This window comes from Novosphingobium sp. BL-S-21, assembly GCF_055521655.1.
Map to the genome: position 1 here is coordinate 1,996,986 of NZ_CM145496.1, position 20,061 is coordinate 2,017,046.

The following is a 20,061-nucleotide window of genomic DNA, read 5'->3' on the forward strand; positions in this document are numbered from 1 at the left end:
TCCGTGTATGATCAGTGCGCGGCGGCGAAAAGCGGCCCATCCGCATCCGCGCCTTCCGCCTCCCGGCCGTAACGGGGGAGCAGCATGAGCAGCAGCGCCCCTGCCAGCAGCGCGGCACCGACACCGACAAGCGCGGGGCGGTAGGAATGGCGCGCGTCGAAGACCAGGTCTAGCAGGATCGGCGTCGTCCCCTGCGCGGCGATGACTGCCGAATACATCGCGCCGATCACCGAACCGAAGTGCCTGGTGCCGAAATAGCGGGCGATGAAGTAAGGCAGCGCGCCGAACTGGCCGCCGAGGCCGATACCGAGCAGCGCCCCGCCCGCGATCAGGAGCGGCATGCCTTGCGCGGTTTCCAGCAGGACCAGGCCTACGACGGCCATGAGATACATCGGCACGGCCACGCGCGGGGTCTGGATCTTGTCCATGATCCGTCCCGTGGCGATCTGCCAGCCGGATGTGACGAGCGCGAAGACGCTGACCACCGCCGTGCCCGCCGCCACCGAGAAGCCGCGATCGGAGAGGATCGGCACGACATGGCTGAACACCGCGGTGGTGCCGCCCGCCCCGGCCGCCAGTGCCAGCAGGATCAGCCAGAACATCGGCGTCTGCGCCGCTTCGCCAAGAGTCATCCCCTCGCGAGGGCGCATGGTATCGGCCGCGCCCGAAGCGGCCCGATCGCGCAGCAGCACGAACAGCAACGGCAGGGCCACCACCAGCATGAAGGCGCTGATGCCAAGGTAGCCGGCACGCCATCCCCAGGTCTGCACCAGCACCGCCGCCATGACCGGCAGCACCACCGAGCCGATCCCGCAGCCACCGCCCGCACTGATGCCGAGCGCGGTGCCGCGATTCTCGTCGAACCAGTCAGCGATCACTTTCTGGAAGATCGGCGTCCCCGCCATCGCCCCGAAGGCCGCGAGCACGGTGAACGTGGCGTAGAACTGGAAGAGGCTGCCGTTGGTCAGGGCCAGCGCCGCGATGGAAAGCGCCAGCCCGAAGGTGCCGACGAGCAGCGTCGTGCGCGCGCCGGCCCGGTCGATATGACGGCCGATCAACGGATACGTCACCGCGCCCACCAGGGCGAGGATGCCGAGGACGCCCGAGATACTCGCCCGGCTCCAGCCGAACGTCTCCGACAAGGGCACCAGGAACAGCCCGAAGACCGCGTGGACGGCCGGAGTCACGCTCACGGAATTGCCGAGCGTGCAGGCGAACAGCACGCCGCCCTTCGATCCGCGGGAGGGAGTGGTCACGGTCATGGGCGGCAGCTCCTGATTGGGATGGGGGCGGCAGGGCTCGGTGAAGCGACTCAGGTCCGCCAGGCGTTCTCGACCGCGCCGGTGGTGGTCAGCAGGACGCAGTTCTTCTCCATCGCCGAGAGCGAACTCTCGTGAAGGCCCGGCTCGTAGGCGGCGCTGGCATCGGAAACGAGGAACACGTCGTAGTCGTGGTGGAATGCCGAGCGCGCGGTCTGGTCCACGCAGCAATCCGTGGAGAGGCCGCAGATCACCAGCGTCTCGATGCCCCGCGCGCGCAGCTGTGCATCGAAGTCGGTGCCGTGGAAACCGTCGTAGAGCAGCTTGGCGATCTCGATGTCACCGGGCTCGGGGAAGATGCGGTAATAGTCCGCGCCGCCGTCCTCGGCGCGGCAGATCGCTTCTCCGCCCGGCTGGCCGCGCCGTGCCATCAGCGTCTTGAGCGCCCGCGAATCCGTTTCGGCGCTGGTGACGACGCGCATCAGCGCAACCGTGGCCCCGGCGCCGCGTGCCGCCGCCACCAGCTTCTCGCAATTGTCGATCGCCGCATCGGCGGATGAGAGGTCGACGCCGTAGCCGCCGAGCAGGCCGTGCGGCGCCGCGAAATCGACCTGGATGTCGATGACGACCAGCGCCGTCTTCGCAGGATCGATCATCGCCGCCAGTGCGGCCGGATCGACGTGCGGCAGGTCTTCGGTGCACGAGTGCGGGATCGGGGCCATCGATTCAGCCCGCCACCGGCGCGGCGACCTTGCCGGGGAAGCGTTCGCGCAGGGCCGGCAGGATCTCGGCGCCGAACACCGGCAGCCCCTTCAGGTAATCGTCGAAAATCAGCATGAGGCCGTCCGTGCCCGAGGCGTCGAGCAGTTCGCCGAGCTGTTCGGTCACGCTTTTCGCGCTGCCGACGATCTGGGCGGACATGAACGAGCTGCGCGCCTTGCGGGTGAAGTCGTTCTCCTTGCCGATCTCGGCATCGAGGAAGCCGTAAGCGCGCATCATGCCCGCCAGCGCGCCTTCGTCCAGCCCGGCGGCATAGTGTTCGGCGCGGGCCTTGGCCGCCGCATCGCTGTCGTCGATCACCAGGGTCATCATCGAATACGTGCGGATGTTGCGGCCATATTCGGCGGCGATGATCTTGGCGCGGTCGCTGTTCCTGGCCAGTTCCGGCGCGGTGCCGCCCGACAGGAAGATCGCATCCATCTCTTCCGAGGTGAGCCGCATGCCGATCTCGGAAGATCCGGCGCAGACCAGGAATGGCCGCTGCTCCGGCTTGGGCCAGGATTCGCAATCTTCCAGAGTGAAGTAGTCACCCTTCATGGTGACAGAATCCTCGCTCCACAGCGCCTTCACCGCGCGGACCCATTCGTAGGCGAGATCGTAGCGCTGGTCGTGATTCACGTCCTCAGGCCAGGCGCCCATCTGCGCGAACTCACCTTTGTAGGAGCCGGTCACGACATTCAGCCCCGCCCGGCCGCCGCTCACCTGCTGGAGCGTCGCCATCATCTTGGCGGCGACGGCCGGATTCTGGAGCAGGGTGTGCAGCGTGGTGACGATGCGGGTCTTGCGCGTCACTTCGCTGAGCGCGGCCATGAGCACGATCGGATCGAGCGAGGAATCCCAGTGCTTCGTCTCGCCGCCATAGCCGCGGAACTTCGACATCGACATGATGAAGTCCATGCCCGCCGCCTCGGCCAGCACGGCGCACTGGCGGTTGTAGGCATAGGAGCCGTCAAGCTCGGGCTTGTTCTTCGACAGGATCCAGCCGCCGTTGGCGACCGGCAGGAACAGGCCAAGGTCCTTGCCGCCGTTGTCCGAAGGAAGTCCGAAGGGCGTCATGGGAAACTGGTTCATCGCGTCCTCTTGTTGGCCTGTCGTCTGGGGGCGGGCCCCCGGATCCGGATCTGGTCCGGCACCGCTCGAAGTCAGCTTAGGGATGCCGCCGAAGGCTTCTTGATTGGCAGCGCATGTTCTGTTGCCGGCCGCCCGATCAGATCCTCCACCGCCGCGCGCATCGGCATGGCCGGTGCCGCGCCCTGGCCCAGGGTGCAGAGCGCTGCGGCCACGGTGGCATAAGGCAGGGCTTCCTCCAGGCAGCGCCCCTCGTCGAGCAAGGCCGCCAGGGCGCCGCAGAAGCAGTCCCCCGCGCCGATGGTGTCTACGGGTATCACCGGTAGGGCGGGGACGTGGAGCTGCCCGTCCGCGCGCACGGCCAGTGCGCCCCCGGCGCCGAGCGTGACGATGACGGTCTGCCCCTCGCGGCAGAGCAGGCCGCGCGCGGTCTCGGCCACGGCGACCATGTCGTCGTTGACCGGCGCTGCATCCAGGCCGAGGAATGCCGCCATCTCGTGCTGGTTGACGATCAGGATGTCGACATGCTCGAACAGCGCCCTGCCCTCGATCACGGCCGGGGCGGCATTCAGGATGCGGAGCGCCTTTGAACGGGCAAAGACCGGAAGCAGCGCCGAAACCGGCACTTCCAGCTGGGCCAGCAGCACGCCTTCGGCCACGGGCAGGGCATCGCGCAGGCGGGCGTTAGCGCCGGGCACGACGATGATCTGGTTCTCTCCCAGCGAGTCCACGGCGATATAGGCCGTGCCCGTATCGACGCCGGGCAGCGTGGCGACGCCGCTGACATCGATGCCGTCCGCCTTGAGGCGCGAGAGCATCCAGCTTCCCGAATCGCCCTCCCCCACGGCGCCCACCATGCGGGTCTGTGCGCCCATCCGCGCCGCCGCCACCGCCTGGTTCGCGCCCTTCCCGCCGGGCAGCCGTGCCGTTGCCGTGGCCATGACCGTCTCGCCGGGCCGTGGAAGATGGTTCAGCGACGTGATGATATCGAGATTGATCGAACCGAAGATGTGAACTGCCAAAGCTGCCACCCCAACTTGCTCAGGGCGCCAAGCCGTTCCGCGCCCTTGCTTTCTTCATGGGCTGCATGGCGCCTCCGGACAGGTCAAGCGCCACCCGCCGCCGTGCGCGCTGCTGCAACAATTGCGGTTGCCAGCGCAAAGAGCGCGGATTGGCCCGGATCCTACAATGCGCTTGATCGAGGCCGCACCGGCCTGCAGCAATCCTCGCCGCAAAGCATGATCGGCGCAATCCTGAAGGACATCGAAGATGACGAAATGGCTCATCACGGGCATCGGCGGCGGCCTCGGGCGGGCCGTGGCGAAGGCGGCGCTGGCGCGTGGAGACTCGGTGGTCGGCACGACGCGCAGCGCCGGAGATGCGGCGTTCGAGGCGCTGGCACCGGGCCGCGCCCATGTCCTCTCGGTGGACCTGACCGACGACGCTTCGGTTCGCGCTGCCGTCGCCCGGGCCGAGACGCTTACCGGCGGTATCGACCGCCTGCTCAACAACGCCGGCTACGGCCTGGTCGGGGCGATCGAGGAAGTCTCCATCGACGAGGCGCGCGATCTGTTCGAAATCAATGTCTTCGGCGCGATCCGCATGATCCAGGCAGTGCTCCCCGCCATGCGGGCGCGGCGGGCGGGCCATGTCGTCAACATCACTTCGGTGTCCGGCCATGCGCCCTGGGCGGGTACCGGCGTCTACGGGGCCAGCAAATATGCGCTGGAATGCGTGGGCCAGACCCTGGCGCAGGAAGTGGCCCCCTTTGGCATCCGCGTGACCAATGTCGCGCCCGGAGGGTTCCGCACCGGATTCGCGGCCTCGGGCCTCAAGGTCGCGGCGAAGGACATCGCCGATTACGAGGACGGCGCTCATTTCGCGCGCCGCAGCCTCACCGCGGGCGCCGGCGCCGAAAAGGGCGATCCTGCGCGCGGGGCCGAGGCTATCCTGGCCGCCCTCGACGCAAAGGAGCCACCGCTCCACCTGTTCCTGGGCGAAGACGCGCTGCACTACGCCCGCGACCAGATCGCATTCGTGGGACAGCAGATGGACGCTTGGGAAACGCTTTCGCTTTCCACCGCGTTCGAGCCGGCCTGAGGGAGGAGCGGCAATCGTCAGCCGCTCATGCCGGATGAGAGGTCCGGGGTCCGGGGGAGCTTACCTCGCCCCGCCCCGGCCTGTCGTCACTTCCGGGATTTCGGCTGCGGCAGGGCTACGTCGGTGGCATCTGCCTTGGCGTCGGCGTCGGCCTGCTGGCGGCGCTGCTGGTCGAAATAGGCCTTTTCGGCTTCCTCGACGCGCTTCTGCTGGGCGGCGGCATCTTCATCGATGGTGGAAAGGCGCTTTTCGCGCTCGGCCTCGATCAGCTTGCTGAACTGCACTTCCGAGCCGTTCTTCCTTTCGGAATAGGCCTGGTTGATCAGCTTCTGGGTGCAACCCGAAGCGCCGCCCGCGCCGACCGGCGAACAGCTCATGTTGCCGAAGGCACCGACCGTCTCATAAGCCTGCACTTTGTTGCTCCAGGCTTCGGACTGCGGCCGATCGATGCCGCGCAGCGGCTCGGGAATGCGGAAGCGCTCCGCCTCCGCCTTGCGCGCGCAGACGGTGATCTCGTTGCCGGAGGAGGCGGGGCAAGGGTCTTCGCCATAGACGATGAGCTGGTTCACCTTTTCGTCGCCCGAACCCAGATCGTCCGTGGCAACCTGGGGCGCCTGCGCCAAGGCGGGCATCGCGCCCATGGTCAGCCCGCAGGCGGCGCCGAAAGTGGCCAGGGCTGCGGCGGTCGTCAGGAGGCGCGTCATGGAATTGCTCCAGCTTTGGTCGATGGCTTCGCGGTGCCACAAGATGGCCGCGGCAGCCTTGAACGGTATCCTGGAGCAATTCCGATCCGAATGCATCGGATCCACTGCACCAGGCTCCTGGTTTGTCGCGTTTTCCGAGTCATCGGGTGATTCCACCTGATTGGAGAACGCTCTAAGGTAACATGCCGCCCTTCTTGGTCGACAGTATAACGTGCGGATTTCAGATTCTTTCCGAGAGCTTGATCGCCACCCGGCAACCAAGACGGATCGCGTTGAACAGCAGGGGATAGGCCGGTGCCTTTTCCGCGCCTGCCGCCAGCGCGGCATCGCGGTGTTCGCGTTCCTCGTCCCGGAACTTGCGGATCACGTCGCCCAGTTCGGGATCCTCGTCGCCCAGGTCTTCGATCTGCTCGCTGTAGTGGCGGTCGATCTCGGTTTCGATCGCGGCGGTGCAGGCCATGGCCGCTTCCGGCCCGATCAGCGCCGTCGCGGCGCCCAGCGCATAACCGGCCGCCGACCAGACGGGCTGAAGCAAGGTAGGCCGCACGCCCCGCTCGGCGATCATCGCGTCGAACCGCGCCTGATGCTCGGCCTCCTGCTCGGCCATGCCGGCGATCTCGGTGGAGTGCGGCGCGCGCGCGCCCATCACCGCCAACTGGCCCGCGTAAATGCGCGTCGCGCCGAATTCACCGGCCTGATCGACCCGAATCATCCGCGCGGCCTTCGATGACGTCATGACGGAACCTTGCGGCTGCGGGCGACGAGGCCGAACACGGCCAGCGCACCCAGGGTGGAAATGAGGAAGTTGAAGCCCGCCAGCGAAATGCCGCCCAGGGTCCAGGGCGCGACGTCGCAGCGGATCACCGGCGCATTGAGGATCGCATCCATCGGGTCCACCCCGGCCGCGAAAGGCGTGGAAGTGCAGGCGGTCATGCCCTGCCACCAGCCATATTCCACGCCGGCATGGTAGCCGCCGATCAGGCCCGAAGTCAGGATGCCCACCGCGGCCACCGCCACCAGCGGACGGACCGGACGCCAGAAGAACGCCAGCGCCGCGAAGACGATGGCGAACATGTGCGGATAGCGCTGCCACCAGCACATCTCGCAAGGATGAAGTCCGAAGACATACTGGCTGACATAGGCCCCGCCCAGCAGGACCACGGGTACGGCCAGCGCAAGCGCGCGGGCGGCGCGCAGGGGAGCGGCAACGGCAACGGTCATGACGACGGCCTCAGTCCTTCTGCGCGGTCTTGGGCACGGGCGGAACCGTGGCGGGCGGCGCGGTATAGCGGGCGAGCGCCGGCTTGCCCGCGGTGCGGCGCAGCGTGTCGATGGCGTAAGTCAACTGGAAGTCGTCGATGCCCTGCTTCTTCAGCTCATCGGCAGAGGCCTTGAAGCGCGGATCGTCCGCCTTGTCGGTCTCCAGTTCCTTGTCGTCCAGCGAGGCCTCGTTGATGAGGTGGCCGCGAAGGTCGGATTCGCGCACCGCCCGTTCGGCCCGCAAACGCGCATCCGGGTCGGACAGCTGGGGAACCTTGATGTCGGGCAGGATGCCGCCCTCCTGAACCGAATGGCCCGAAGGGGTGAAGTAGCGCGCGGTGGTCAGCTTCACGGCGCTATTCTTGTCCAGCTGGATGAACGACTGGACAGAGCCCTTGCCGAACGTACGCTCGCCCATGACGACGGCACGATGCTGGTCCTGGAGCGCGCCGGCGACGATCTCGGAAGCCGAAGCCGAACCCGCGTCGACCAGCACCACGATCGGCATGCCCTTCACGGCATCGCCCTTGAACATCGTTTCCGCGCGGTAATACTGATTCTCGCTGGCGATGCGGCCGCGCTGCGACACGATCACGCCCTTGTCGAGGAACAGGTCGGACAGCGCCACGGCCTCGTCCAGCGAACCGCCGGGGTTGGAGCGCAAGTCGAGCACCAGGCCATCGAGCTTGGTGCCCTTGGTCGCGGCCTGCTTCTTGAGATCGGCAATGCCCTTGTTCACGAAGTTGCCGACATCGCGCGAGAACTCGTTCACCGAGATCACGCCCACGTCGTCCTTCAGTTCCCAGGTCACCGGTTCCAGTTCGATCACGCCGCGCGTCACGGTGACGTCGAAAGGCTTGTCGCGGCCGGGACGGTAGATCGTCAGGCGGATCGAGGTGCCGGCCTGGCCGCGCATCTTCGACACTGCCTCGTCCAGGTCGCGCTCGTAATAGAGCACGCCGTCGAGATGAGTGATGTAATCGCCCGCCTTGAGCCCGGCCTTTTCCGCGGGGCTGCCCTTGAACGGCGAGACGATCTTCACGGCGCCGTCGTCCTCGACCACGGAAAGGCCGAGTCCGGTATAATTGCCGTCGATCATCGTCTCCAGCCGCTGCAGCGAGGGGCCGTCGAGGTAGTTGGAGTGCGGGTCGAGACTGGCCAGCATGCCGTCGATCGCGCCCTTGATGAGCTTGTCGTCGTCAACCTGATCTACGTAGTTCGCCTTGACCAGTTCGTAGATCGTGAAAAGCTTGCTGAATTCTGGATTCACGCGGCTGTCCACCGCGGCAAGACCGGACGTCGCCGCAGGAAGGACGGCAACGGCCGACACCAGCAGGGCAGCGCGCATCAGGGGTGCGAATTTCATCGGGCTTAGGGGCCTTTTCGTGGGTCACGCCGGCCGGGGGCCGGGGAATTCCTGACTGTAATCCTACAGGACCGCGCGCACAATTGCCAAGAACGCGCAAACCTGTCGCGAGGCTAGAGGATCGAGAATGAACGCGGCAGGAATGGAGAGGCTGCCGCGCGCCGCGAAGGAACGTTCATAGCGAACGGATGTATTGTAGAGGATTCACCGCTTCGCCCTGCCGCCGCAGTTCGACCATGACGCGCGGATCACGCGGCCCCGTCGTGCCGATGGGCGCCCCTGCCACCACCTGGCGGCCCACGTCCGCGTCGAGCCGCGTCAGCCCCGTGATCAGCGAGGTCCATCCGCCGCGATGCTCGATGATGACGATCTGCCCATAGCCGCGATAGGGACCGGCAAATGCGATGCGCCCGGCGGCCGGCGCCACCACCTGGGCGCTGGCCCGTGTCGCCAGCGAAAGTCCGCGCGAGGGCGCCTGTCCCGGCAGGACTTCCCCGAAACCTGTCACCAGCCGCCCCGTCACCGGCAGCATGTAGCTGGCCAGCCCTTCGGGAACGGGCACGAATTGCGAAGCCTCGATCACCCGCGTTTCTTCCGGTCGCAAGGGGCGCATCGTCGGGCCGGGCAGCGCCGCAAGCTGTTCGCGCAGCGCGCCCTGCTCGCCCATCCGGTCCACCAGGTCGCCGAGATCGCGCGCCTTCTCCGCCAGGGCGAGCGCTCGTTCGCCCTCGCGCGCGGCAATGCCGCTGGCCTCGCGCCCGGCAAGGCGCTGGCGGGATTCCAGAATGGCCAGGGCCTTGCGCCGCTGGCGCATCTCGCCCTCCATTTCCGCAAGCTGCCGTCCGGCCGCCCGCGCCTGCTGCTCCAGCGCGCGGCCCCGTTCGATCTCGCTGCGCAGCCCGCGGGTGCGACGCTCGACTTCCGGCAGCATGGTATCGAGCAAGGCGCGCAGATAGACCGCGTCGCGCACCGAACCCGGCCGCAGCACGGCCAGGAGCGGCGGACGGCGCGACAGGCGCTGGAGCGAACCCGTCAGCCGCGCCAGCGGGGCCTGCTTTTCCGCCAGACGCTCGCGCAAGCCGATGCGCTCGATGGCGATGAGCCGGACCTGGGCGCGCTGCGCAGCGATTCCCGCTTCGGTTTCCTGGATGCGCGCGGCGACAGCGGCGGTTTCCCGGGCGGTCCGTTCGGCCTGCTCAGTGACATCCCGGGCCCGGGCTTCCAGCTTTTCCGCGCGGCGGCGCGCCGCATCGCCCTCCTTTCGGGCGACGAGCATCTCGCGCTGTGCCTGGGTCGCATCCACCGCCGGGTCGAGCACGGCCAGCGCCCCGGACTGGGTCAGCCCCTGTCCGGCAAGCACGGCCGTTCCGACTGCCAGGGCAGCGGAGGCAGTGACGATGAAAGTGCGCAGTCCCGGCTTCACGCGGGGATGATTAGGGCAGCGCGAGTCCCGCGGAAAGAGGAAACCTTGCGCTTTCCTGGGAGATATTCGGCCTGCGACGACCGAAACCGATGGCCGCCGCCGTGCCTCTCGCTCAGCCCGAACGGTGGTACGGATGCCCCGCCAGAATCGCGGTCGCGCGCCAGAGCTGTTCGGCCAGCATCGCGCGGGCCATCAGATGAGGCCAGGTCATCTTGCCGAAGCACAGCAGGTGATCGGCCTGGGCGCGGGCCTCGTCACCGTGACCGTCGGCCGCGCCGATCAGAAAGCGGCATTCGCGCACGCCTTCATCCCGCCAGCGCCCGAGCAGCGCGGCGAATTCCTCCGAACTCATGACTTTGCCGCGCTCGTCCAGCAGGACTTCGCGGAAGGGGGTCTGCACCGGCGGCGGCACTTTACCGCCCACGTCCGGCAATTCGCTATGGCGGAAGGGCCAGGTGAGCCGCTTGGCATAGCGATCGAGCAGTTCCGCCTCCGGCGAACGCGCGATCTTGCCGCGGGCGATGATATGCAGAAGCATGGGTGCCCAATCTCAGGCGCAAAAACGCGAAATGCGGCAACCACGGGCGCAGCCTGGGCGGCGCGCCGCGAGGTTCAGCCGGATCCCGGCCGCACTTGGCGGCCGGGTGATCCCAGTCCGTTCCGATCGGGACCCGGGGCCGTTACCGCCTGAGCCCATGAAGGCTCAAGCCGCATTCGGCTCAGGCCGCGCCCGACGGTCCGTCGAAGCCCCACATCCGTTCAAGGTTGTAGAAGCTGCGCACTTCCGGACGGAAGAGGTGAACGATCACGCCACCTGCGTCGACCAGAACCCAGTCGGCTGCCGGCAGACCCTCGATGCGGGAATGACCGAAGCCACCCTGCTTGAGGCGTTCGCCGAGTTTCTGGGCCATGGCCGCCACCTGGCGGGTCGAACGGCCCGAAGCGATCACCATGAATTCGGCGATCGTCGACTTGCCGGCGAGGTCGATGGTCACGATGTCCTGCGCCTGGTCGTCATCCAGGGACTGCAGGACGAGGGCCAATTGCGGGTCGTCTGACTCGACCATGGCCGGGGGCGTTGCGCCGGTTGAAGCCGGCTGTATCTGTGCCTGTGGCATCTTAAGTAGGGTCTGCTCCTTTCAGCGACCGACCGGGCCGGGCATGAAATGCCCTGCCGCACTCGATCTGATCATTGGATTTCCGGCATGCGAACGAGAGGCATCAAGCCTGCTCACGCTGCATCTCCGGGTATCGGGCGGTGGGTGACATCGTCTCTGAGCGAATCGATGCCCCAATGTTCCACGGTATCGGAGCCTGCCTGCGGAAGCCTGTTCATCAGCTTCCGGGCCCACTCCGGATCAGCCCGGCGTAGAGCCGTGGCCGACCGCGTATCGGGGTCGAATCGCAATGTCACCAGCGCGGGTGCGCTCCACCTTTCCGGACCACGAAGACTAGGACGGGGCCTCCGGAACCTCCCCAACCAGACCATCGCGGGGCTCGCGAAGGCATCCCCATCATACCCCGGACGCGCGATAACCGCAATCGGCATGAGTCTCGCGATGGCGCGCCAGTCTTTCCACTGATGGAACTGGGCCAGATTGTCCGCTCCCATGAGCCAGACGAAGCGGCGTTTCGGGTAGCGCCGGACCAGCTTTTTCAGCGTATCGACTGTGTAGCGCGTACCCAGTTCACGCTCGATCGCCGTCACCCGGATCGGCGCACGGCGGGCCTGCCGGCGGGCCGAAAGCACCCGCGCGGCCAGCGGCGCCATCCCGGCCCTGGGCTTCAGCGGATTGCCGGGCGAGACCAGCCACCAGACCTCGTCCAGTCCCAGTGCCTCTGCCGCGAACAGGCTGATGCGCCGGTGCCCGCCATGGGCCGGATTGAAACTGCCGCCAAGCAGGCCGGTGATCGGGCCGAGGCGGGTCCTGCGGTCAGTCATGCAAGGGAATCGCGGTGGGCGGGACGGTCAGGGCCGTTCCTGCCCGGTGCCGCGGACCAGCCACTTGTACGTCGTGAGTCCCTCCAGAGCGACCGGGCCGCGCGCATGGAGCCGGCCGGTGGCGATGCCGATCTCGGCGCCAAGGCCGAATTCGCCGCCGTCGGCGAACTGGCTGGAGGCGTTGACCATCACGATGGCGCTGTCCACTTCAGCCAGGAAGCGCTCGGCCGCAGCGGGATCGGCAGCGACGATGGCATCGGTGTGGTGCGAGGAATGCGCCGCGATATGGTCCATCGCCGGGTCCAGCCCGTCCACCACCGCCACCGAGAGCACGGCATCGAGATATTCGGTGTCCCAGTCCTCGTCACCGGCAGGCAGAACCCGCAGGTCCAGCGCCTGTGCGCGGGCATCGCCGCGCAGTTCGCAGCCCGCATCCGCCAGCGCGCGCACCACTTCGGCAGAACCGGGGAACTGCGTATCGAGCAGCAGCGTCTCCATCGAACCGCAGATGCCGGTGCGGCGCAGCTTGGCGTTGACGGCAATGCCGCGCGCCATTTCCGGGTCGGCGGAGGCGTGGACATAAGTGTGGCAGATACCGTCCAGGTGGGCGAGCACCGGCACGCGGGCATCGGCCTGGACCCGCGCCACCAGGCTCTTGCCGCCGCGGGGCACGATCATGTCGATCAGGCCTGCCGCGGTCAGCATGGCGCCCACCACGGCGCGGTCCTGCGTCGGTACGAGCTGGACTGCCGCGGCGGGAACGCCCGCCTGCTCCAGGCCCGAGACCATCGCTGCCAGAATCGCGCGGTTGGAATGCAAGGCCTCGCTGCCGCCGCGCAGCAGCACGGCATTGCCCGAGCGCAGGCAGAGCGCCGCCGCATCGGCGGTGACATTGGGGCGGCTTTCGTAGATGATACCGATCAGCCCGATCGGAATGCGCACGCGCGACAGCTTGAGGCCATTGGGGCGCGCGCTTTCGGAGATGATCTCGCCCACCGGATCGGGCAGGCCGGCCACTTGCTCGACCGCATCGGCCATGGCGGCAAGGCGACCGGCATCGAGGCGCAGGCGATCGAGCATGGCGCCCGTCAGCCCCTTGGCCTCTCCCGCGGCCACGTCCCGCGCATTGGCCTCCAGGATGGCTGGCTCCGCGGCCCGCAGCGCATCGGCGGCGGCGCGCAGGGCATCGGCCTTCTGCGCATCGGTGAGCCGGGCCAGCAGGCGCTGCGCGGCGCGGCCCTCGGTGGCCAGGCGGGCTACAAGCGCCTCAGGCGTCTCATCGACAGGAGCCTGTTTCTCGGCGACGGGAGTGGTCTGCAGGTTCATGGCCAGCGGCCTAGCACCGTTGGAAGGGGCTGTCACCGACCGGACATGGTCCGAGAGCCGATCCTGCGCGATCCCGACAATGCGATTGAAAAACCGAAGTTTTTCGACGAATCACCCGAAACGGGAGATGAACGGCCCAGCCCGCAATCGAAACGGGTTCCTCCGTTTATCGCAAGCACAGTTCGACTCAGCGGGATTCCGCAAGGACTCACGGCAAGTCGATTCGCCTTGCCGCCCGCCCCCTGCTAGCTCGCCGGCCCGGGTTCAAGCCAAAAATTCACGCCGAGAAACTACGCGGGGTCGTTTTGAAATCAACATCTGCCGGGACGCTCAAGCGGCGTCTCAAGGCGGCGTTCCCGGATCGCGAACTGATCGTGCGATCGCAGGGGCAGGTCCGCTTCATCCGTATCTCGTCGGGAATGCAGAAGGCCGCCGCCGGCGTGGCCGTCTCGCTGCTCGGCGCCTGGTGCGTCTCGATGGGCGCCCTGGCCTTCTCGCAGTTTTCGGCAACCAGCGAATCCGCCGCCCTGGCCACGCGTGAGGCGCGTGTCGCCGCCGCGGCCAGCAATGTCGAAAAGTATCGCGACAATCTGGACGGCACGGTGGCCGACCTCGCCCGCCGCCAGCAGTTCATCGAGAAAATGATCGACGCGCACATCGGCGAGCTTCCCGAGGAAGCCCCCGCCGAGGACGCAGCGAAGGCCGATCCGGCGCAGGCTGCCCCGGCAAAGGCCGGCGAGCCCGCCCGCAAGATCAGCGCCGTCCTGCCCGAGGCCGGCAAGCTGGCCCAGCTCGAAGCCGGGCAGATCGCGCTCGTGGAACGGCTGACCCGCTATGCCGACCACCGCGCCGCCCTTGCTTCCGACACGATCCGCAAGCTCGGCCTGAACCCTGCCCCGATCATGGCCCGCGCCCGCTCCAAGGTGGCGGAAGGTGGTCCGCTGGAAAGCCTCGCCACCGCGGCCGACGGATCTCTGGACCCCCGCTTCCAGCGCCTGGGCCTCAGCCTTGCGCGCATGGACGCGCTGGAGAACGGCCTCGCCTCGATCCCGCAGGTGCAGCCGGCCCATGTCGCCTATGTCTCCTCCAGCTACGGCTACCGGTCCGACCCCTTCACCGGCGGCGCCGCGTTCCATGCCGGGCTCGATTTCCCCGGCCCGATGGGTTCGCCGATCTACGCCGCCGCCAAGGGCAAGGTGTCCTTCGTCGGGCAGCGCCAGGGCTACGGAAACTGCATCGAGATCAGCCATGGCAATGGCCTGATGACCCGCTACGGCCACCTTTCCGCTTTCGGCGTTCGCGTCGGGCAGGAAGTGGACGGCGGAACCCGCATCGCCGCGATGGGCAGCACTGGCCGCTCCACCGGCTCGCACCTCCACTTCGAAGTGCGCGTCAACAATCGCCCGATGAATCCGCGCCCCTTCCTGGAGGCCGCCCGCAATGTTCAGCAAGAAGCCCGATAACACCATGGTCAAGAACTTCACCAGCCACCGCACCGGCCCGACCTCGGGCTTCTCGATGCTCGGCAACGACATCACGCTCACCGGCAATGTCGAAGCCTCCGCCGATCTCCATATCGACGGACGGGTGATCGGCGACATCACCTGCAAAGCGCTCGTCCAGGGCGAGGAGAGCGAGATCTCCGGCGGAATCTCCGCCGAATCGGTCCGCATCGCCGGAATCGTGCGCGGCACCATCGCTGCCCGCGAAGTGGTGATCCTCAAGAGCGCACAGATCATCGGCGACATCGCCTACGATGCCCTCACCATCGAGCAGGGCGCGCGCCTCGAAGGCCGGCTCAGCCCCAATGGCGGCCAGATGCCCCCGGCCCTCGCGCGCCTGCCGCACGCTTCCGCGGAAGCCGAAGTGGAAGTGCTGGCCGCCGAGTAAGCGGCCCGCATCCCCGAGGCGGGGACGGCAGACAGCAAAAAGGCCCGCGACAGTCATCTGTCGCGGGCCTTTTTTCGTTCCGGTGAAGGATCGCTGCGCGCCGGATCGCTCCGGCGCACCGCGTCGACGGGATCGGTTACTCGCCCCGGTCTCCGCCCGTTTCGCCGGCCGCCTCGGCGGCACGCTTGGCTTCGAGCCAGGCAGCGACTTCGGCTTCCTGCGCGGCTTCGCTGGCGGCGCGCGATGCGGCCTCACGCTCGGCGCGCAGTTCCTCGATCAGGGCTTCACGGTCGTCGGTCAGACGCTCGTCGTTCTGGCCGTCATCCTGGATGCCTGCCTTCTTCGCGGCCTTGAACACGATGGCATCGAGTTCGCGCTGCGAGCAGAGGCCCAGCGTAACCGGGTCCTTCGGGGTGATGTTGGCGATGTTCCAGTGCGAACGGTCGCGGATGGCCGCGATCGTGTTGCGGGTGGTGCCGATCAGCTTGCCGATCTGCGCGTCCGACACCTCGGGGTGGTTACGCAGGATCCAGGCGATGCCGTCCGGCTTGTCCTGGCGCTTGGACACCGGGGTGTAGCGCGGGCCCTTGGTGCGGTTCGAAGTGACCGGCACCTTGTGCATGCGCAGCTTGTATTCGGGGTTGGCCTGCCCCTTTTCGATTTCTTCCATCGTCAGCTCGCCCGAACGAACGGGGTCGCGGCCGGTGTACTTGCTGGATGCCAGATCGTCGGCCATCGCCTGCACTTCGAGCATGTGCAGGCCGCAGAACTCTGCGATCTGCTCGAAGGTCAACGCAGTGGTGTCGACCAGCCAGGAGGCGGTCGCGTGCGGCATCAGCGGAGTGGGCTGGCTCATGTCTCTATCTCCGGCGGAAACAATAAGGGCCGCCCCTTCGCGGAGCGGCCGTACAGAGCCGATTTAGGGAAACTTTGCGCATTCGGCAAGCAAAAGCCTAGCTTTCGGCAACTCTATTATCCATGCGGCTCGACTGACCGCGAGCACGATTCGTGCCCGGACGCCTCCAGGCAGGCGCGCCGGAGCCGCTCAGACCTCCAGCACGATCTTGCCGACGTGATCCCCCGCTTCCATCCGGGCGTGGGCCGCAGCCGCCTCCCGCAAGGGGAAGCGGGTATCCATCACCGGACGCAGCGCGCCCTCCTCCACCAGCGGCCAGGCATTGGCGCGGATCTCCTGGGCGAGCAGCGCCTTGAAGGAATCCGTGCGGGGCCGCAGGGTCGATCCGGTCAGGGTGTAGCGGCGCGCCATGACGACGGCCATATTGATCTCCGCCTTCGCGCCGCCCTGCACGGCGATGGTGACGTGGCGGCCGTCCGGCGCCAGGCACTTGAGGTTTCGCGCGACATAATCGCCCGCGATCATGTCCAGCACCAGGTCGACACCCCGGCCCTCGGTTATCCGTGCGACTTCCTCGACGAAGTCGGCGGCCTTGTAGTCGATGGCGTGATCGGCGCCGATCTCCAGCGCGCGGACGCATTTGTCGGGAGAGCCGCAGGTGACGATAACGGTCAGGCCGAACTGGCGGCACAGCATCGTCGCCATCGTGCCGATGCCGCTGGTGCCCCCGTGAATCAGGATGGTCTCCCCTTCCCGCGCCCAGCCGCGTTCGAAGACATTGTGCCAGACGGTGAACAGCGTCTCCGGCAAGGCGGCTGCTTCATCCAGGGCGAGCGAATCGGGGACCGGCAGGCAGGTGCCGACCTTGGCGACGCAGTATTCGGCATAGCCACCGCCCGCCACCAGCGCGCAGACCTTCTGCCCCGGCGCGAGTTCGGTCACGCCTTCGCCCAGCGCCACCACCTGGCCCGAGACTTCCAGGCCCGGCAGCAGCGATGCGCCGGGCGGCGGCGGGTATTTCCCCTGGCGCTGCACGACGTCCGGCCGATTCACGCCCGCAAAGGCGACCTTGACCAGAACCTCGCCCGCTCCGGGTACCGGCACGGGCACGGTTACGGGCTGGAGAACCTCGGGGCCGCCGGGCGCCTCGAAGCCGATCGCGGTCATCATTGTGGGTGAGTTAGCTAACATACTTATCCTGTTGCCACAGTCCCACTTTGAAGTGGAACATATTTTCTGGCCATTGACAGTCCCAAAGTACAGTCCGATGCTGCGGTGCAATGGACGAGGACGATCGACCGCGGCGGCGGTCGCCCGAAGGTGACTTCGGAGCTGCCAGCCTTCTCGCCAGCGAAAGCCTGGATCGCTTTTCGCTGGACGAACTCGACGCACGCGTTGCCCTGCTCGAATCAGAGATAGCCCGCATCAAGGCGCATCGCCACCAGGCCTCCGCGCATATGCGGGCCGCAGAAGCGCTGTTCAGGCCGAAGCAATCATGATCGGCGTCACTCTCCTTCACGGTAACCTCGCAAGGACCCGGAGCGTCCCTATATATGAGTTGAAACGAAGCCCGGCCAAATTCGCAAGGCCAGCAAACTCCCCTACAAGGCCAGAAACCGCCGCAAGGAGAGTCCCCCTCCCAAATGAAAGTCTTCTAGATGCCTAGTTTCGCGCAAAGCCTGGAAAAGACACTGCACTCGGCCCTGTCGCACGCTTCCGAGCGCAGCCACGAGTATGCCACGCTGGAGCACCTGCTGCTCGCCCTGATCGATGATCCGGACGCGGCACAGGTCATGCAGGCATGCGGCGTGGAACTTGGCGACCTCGGCGACGTGGTCCGTCAGTACCTCGATCAGGAATACCAGTCGCTCAAGACCGAGGAAAAGGGCGATCCCGCCCCGACCGCCGGGTTCCAGCGCGTGATCCAGCGCGCCATCCTGCATGTCCAGTCCTCAGGCAAGGACACCGTAACCGGCGCGAACGTGCTGGTCGCGCTGTTCTCCGAGCGTGATTCCTATGCCGTCTATTTCCTGCAGCAGCAGGACATGAGCCGCCTGGATGCCGTCAGCTACATCAGCCACGGCATCGGCAAGGGCGGCAAGCGCGTGGAAGAACGCAATTCCAAGGGGTCCGAGGAACACGCCCCCACGCCCGAGGAAAAGGCCGAAGCCAAGAACGCCAGCAAGAAGGATTCGGCGCTCGACCAGTTCACCGTCAATCTCAACGAGAAGGCGCTGAACGGCAAGGTTGACCCGCTGATCGGCCGCGGCCCCGAAGTTGACCGCACGATCCAGATCCTCTGCCGCCGCTCCAAGAACAACCCGCTCTACGTGGGCGACCCGGGCGTCGGCAAGACCGCCATCGCCGAAGGTCTGGCCCGCAAGATCGTCGAGGGCGATGTGCCGGAAGTGCTGGCCGAAGCGGTGATCTACTCGCTCGACATGGGCTCGCTGCTGGCAGGCACGCGGTATCGCGGCGACTTCGAGGAACGCCTGAAGCAGGTCGTCTCCGAACTGGAGAAGATGCCCCACGCGATCCTGTTCATCGACGAGATCCACACGGTGATCGGAGCCGGCGCCACCAGCGGCGGCGCGATGGATGCCTCGAACCTGCTCAAGCCCGCGCTGTCGGGCGGCACGATCCGCTGCATCGGCTCCACCACCTACAAGGAGTTCCGCAACCACTTCGAGAAGGACCGCGCCCTGCTGCGCCGGTTCCAGAAGATCGACGTGAACGAACCCACGGTGGAAGACACCATCAAGATCCTCAAGGGCCTGCGCACGGCCTTCGAGGAGCACCACAAGGTCAAGTACACGCCTGACGCGATCAAGACCGCCGTCGAGCTTTCGGCGCGCTACATCAACGACCGCAAGCTGCCGGACAAGGCGATCGACGTGATCGACGAAGTGGGCGCGATGCAGATGCTGGTGCCCCCCAGCCGCCGCAAGAAGACGATCACCGCCCGCGAAATCGAGCAGGTGATCGCCACGATGGCGCGCATCCCGCCCAAGTCGGTCAGCTCGGACGACAAGAAGGCACTGGAGAATCTCGAACGCGATCTGAAGCGCGTCGTGTTCGGCCAGGACAAGGCCATCGGCGTGCTCGCCACCGCCATGAAGCTCAGCCGCGCGGGCCTGCGCGATCCGGACAAGCCGATCGGCTCGTTCCTGTTCTCCGGCCCCACCGGCGTCGGCAAGACCGAAGTCGCCCGCCAGCTCGCCTCGATCATGGGCATCGAGCTGAAGCGCTTCGACATGTCGGAATATATGGAGCGTCACTCGGTCAGCCGCCTGATCGGCGCGCCTCCGGGCTATGTCGGCTTCGACCAGGGCGGCCTGCTGACGGACGCGATCGACCAGAATCCGCACTGCGTGCTGCTGCTGGACGAAATCGAGAAGGCCCACCCGGACCTGTTCAACATCCTGCTTCAGGTGATGGACAACGGCCGACTGACGGACCACCACGGCAAGACCGTGGACTTCCGCAACGTGGTCCTGATCATGACCACCAATGCGGGCGCATCCGACATGGCGCGCCAGGGCATCGGCTTCGGTGACACGTCCAAGGCGGATGCCGGGGACGAGGCGGTGAAGCAGATGTTCACGCCGGAATTCCGCAACCGTCTCGATGCCATCGTGCCCTTCGCCTACCTTGCCAAGGACACGATCAGCCGGGTGGTGGACAAGTTCATCCTCCAGCTGGAACTTCAGCTGGCCGACCAGAACGTCCATATCCAGTTCGACTCCGACGCCCGCACCTGGCTGGGCGATCGCGGCTACGACAAGCTCTATGGTGCGCGTCCGATGGGCCGTGTCATCCAGGAGAAGGTCAAGCAGCCGCTGGCCGAGGAACTGCTGTTCGGCAAGTTGAATCACGGGGGCGAAGTGCATGTTTCCGTCAAGGATGACGGGCTGAACTTCGAACTGACGCCCGCCGCGCCCAAGATGGTGAAGGGACGCAAGGCGCCCGCCGCCAAGAAGTCGGCGAAGAAGCCCGGGCCGCCGTCGGAAGCCAATGCCGACGATTGAACCGGGTCGCCACGGCCAATCATCCCGGACCTGATTCGGGATGACGAAATAGAGGGGGC

The 20,061-nt window shown here is 66.8% G+C and carries 20 protein-coding genes; 5 read left to right on the forward strand and 15 right to left on the reverse strand.

The annotated features are described in order from the left end of the window. Positions 1-11: 11 nt before the first annotated feature. The 4 genes from ACZ1J6_RS17880 to ACZ1J6_RS17895 all read right to left on the reverse strand — a co-directional run bounded on the left by ACZ1J6_RS17880 (position 12) and on the right by ACZ1J6_RS17895 (position 4,138). Positions 12-1,262 (reverse strand): MFS transporter, encoded by a 1,251-nt coding sequence (locus tag ACZ1J6_RS17880; RefSeq protein ID WP_465127658.1) that lies wholly within the window; start codon positions 1,260-1,262, stop codon positions 12-14. Between the two features lie 50 nt (positions 1,263-1,312). Then, entirely contained in the window at positions 1,313-1,981 is a 669-nt protein-coding gene (locus tag ACZ1J6_RS17885; protein ID WP_465127659.1) for a cysteine hydrolase family protein, read from the reverse strand. 4 nt (positions 1,982-1,985) lie between these two features. Continuing rightward, positions 1,986-3,110: an LLM class flavin-dependent oxidoreductase gene (locus ACZ1J6_RS17890; protein ID WP_314467748.1), complete on the reverse strand. Its 1,125-nt coding sequence runs from the start codon at positions 3,108-3,110 to the stop codon at positions 1,986-1,988. Between the two features lie 71 nt (positions 3,111-3,181). Further along, on the reverse strand, positions 3,182-4,138 hold the full coding sequence (locus ACZ1J6_RS17895; protein WP_465127660.1) for a ribokinase: 957 nt from the start codon (positions 4,136-4,138) through the stop codon (positions 3,182-3,184). Between the two features lie 238 nt (positions 4,139-4,376). Here ACZ1J6_RS17895 and ACZ1J6_RS17900 point away from each other — a divergent pair, with 238 nt between their 5' ends. Then, the gene (locus ACZ1J6_RS17900; RefSeq protein WP_134094803.1) at positions 4,377-5,207 is read left to right on the forward strand and encodes an oxidoreductase; all 831 of its coding nucleotides are present in this window, start codon (positions 4,377-4,379) and stop codon (positions 5,205-5,207) included. Positions 5,208-5,293: 86 nt separating this feature from the next. Here ACZ1J6_RS17900 and ACZ1J6_RS17905 read toward each other — a convergent pair whose 3' ends face one another. The 9 genes from ACZ1J6_RS17905 to ACZ1J6_RS17945 all read right to left on the reverse strand — a co-directional run bounded on the left by ACZ1J6_RS17905 (position 5,294) and on the right by ACZ1J6_RS17945 (position 13,228). Further along, complete coding sequence (locus ACZ1J6_RS17905) at positions 5,294-5,911, reverse strand: hypothetical protein (RefSeq protein WP_132264358.1); 618 nt, start codon at positions 5,909-5,911, stop codon at positions 5,294-5,296. Positions 5,912-6,131: 220 nt separating this feature from the next. Then, positions 6,132-6,647 (reverse strand): demethoxyubiquinone hydroxylase family protein, encoded by a 516-nt coding sequence (locus ACZ1J6_RS17910; RefSeq protein ID WP_132264356.1) that lies wholly within the window; start codon positions 6,645-6,647, stop codon positions 6,132-6,134. Beyond that, the gene (locus ACZ1J6_RS17915) at positions 6,644-7,132 is read right to left on the reverse strand and encodes a disulfide bond formation protein B (protein ID WP_132264355.1); all 489 of its coding nucleotides are present in this window, start codon (positions 7,130-7,132) and stop codon (positions 6,644-6,646) included. The genes ACZ1J6_RS17910 and ACZ1J6_RS17915 overlap by 4 nt, the downstream gene beginning before the upstream one ends. Before the next feature lie 10 nt (positions 7,133-7,142). Further along, positions 7,143-8,537 carry a S41 family peptidase gene (locus ACZ1J6_RS17920; RefSeq protein ID WP_465127661.1) on the reverse strand — a complete coding sequence of 465 codons (1,395 nt, stop codon included), beginning with the start codon at positions 8,535-8,537 and terminating at the stop codon, positions 7,143-7,145. 175 nt (positions 8,538-8,712) lie between these two features. Beyond that, a complete protein-coding gene (locus tag ACZ1J6_RS17925) occupies positions 8,713-9,960 on the reverse strand; it encodes a murein hydrolase activator EnvC family protein (RefSeq protein ID WP_465127662.1) in 1,248 nt (415 codons plus the stop codon). 112 nt (positions 9,961-10,072) lie between these two features. Beyond that, positions 10,073-10,498 (reverse strand): 23S rRNA (pseudouridine(1915)-N(3))-methyltransferase RlmH, encoded by a 426-nt coding sequence (locus ACZ1J6_RS17930; RefSeq protein ID WP_132264349.1) that lies wholly within the window; start codon positions 10,496-10,498, stop codon positions 10,073-10,075. A gap of 181 nt (positions 10,499-10,679) precedes the next feature. Continuing rightward, positions 10,680-11,027, reverse strand: a complete 348-nt coding sequence (gene rsfS / locus ACZ1J6_RS17935; RefSeq protein ID WP_132264347.1) for a ribosome silencing factor — start codon at positions 11,025-11,027, stop codon at positions 10,680-10,682. Positions 11,028-11,191: 164 nt separating this feature from the next. Next, positions 11,192-11,902, reverse strand: coding sequence for a nicotinate-nucleotide adenylyltransferase (locus ACZ1J6_RS17940; protein WP_465127663.1), 711 nt, complete (start codon positions 11,900-11,902; stop codon positions 11,192-11,194). Positions 11,903-11,929: 27 nt separating this feature from the next. Beyond that, positions 11,930-13,228, reverse strand: coding sequence for a glutamate-5-semialdehyde dehydrogenase (locus ACZ1J6_RS17945; RefSeq protein WP_465128264.1), 1,299 nt, complete (start codon positions 13,226-13,228; stop codon positions 11,930-11,932). 305 nt (positions 13,229-13,533) lie between these two features. On the opposite strand from ACZ1J6_RS17945, the gene ACZ1J6_RS17950 reads away from it, so the two are divergent. Both ACZ1J6_RS17950 and ACZ1J6_RS17955 read left to right on the forward strand, forming a co-directional pair. Next, complete coding sequence (locus ACZ1J6_RS17950) at positions 13,534-14,691, forward strand: M23 family metallopeptidase (RefSeq protein WP_465127664.1); 1,158 nt, start codon at positions 13,534-13,536, stop codon at positions 14,689-14,691. A gap of 4 nt (positions 14,692-14,695) precedes the next feature. Further along, complete coding sequence (locus ACZ1J6_RS17955) at positions 14,696-15,118, forward strand: bactofilin family protein (RefSeq protein ID WP_132265263.1); 423 nt, start codon at positions 14,696-14,698, stop codon at positions 15,116-15,118. 136 nt (positions 15,119-15,254) lie between these two features. On the opposite strand, the gene ACZ1J6_RS17960 is transcribed toward ACZ1J6_RS17955, so the two are convergent. Further along, positions 15,255-15,974: a DUF1013 domain-containing protein gene (locus ACZ1J6_RS17960; RefSeq protein WP_132264341.1), complete on the reverse strand. Its 720-nt coding sequence runs from the start codon at positions 15,972-15,974 to the stop codon at positions 15,255-15,257. A 189-nt stretch (positions 15,975-16,163) separates the two neighbouring features. After that, positions 16,164-17,141 carry an NAD(P)H-quinone oxidoreductase gene (locus tag ACZ1J6_RS17965; RefSeq protein ID WP_465128265.1) on the reverse strand — a complete coding sequence of 326 codons (978 nt, stop codon included), beginning with the start codon at positions 17,139-17,141 and terminating at the stop codon, positions 16,164-16,166. A 113-nt stretch (positions 17,142-17,254) separates the two neighbouring features. Here ACZ1J6_RS17965 and ACZ1J6_RS17970 point away from each other — a divergent pair, with 113 nt between their 5' ends. Both ACZ1J6_RS17970 and clpA read left to right on the forward strand, forming a co-directional pair. Next, the gene (locus ACZ1J6_RS17970) at positions 17,255-17,473 is read left to right on the forward strand and encodes a DUF1192 domain-containing protein (RefSeq protein ID WP_465127665.1); all 219 of its coding nucleotides are present in this window, start codon (positions 17,255-17,257) and stop codon (positions 17,471-17,473) included. Between the two features lie 159 nt (positions 17,474-17,632). After that, the gene (gene clpA, locus ACZ1J6_RS17975) at positions 17,633-20,002 is read left to right on the forward strand and encodes an ATP-dependent Clp protease ATP-binding subunit ClpA (RefSeq protein WP_132264336.1); all 2,370 of its coding nucleotides are present in this window, start codon (positions 17,633-17,635) and stop codon (positions 20,000-20,002) included. The last annotated feature ends 59 nt before the right edge of the window (positions 20,003-20,061 follow it).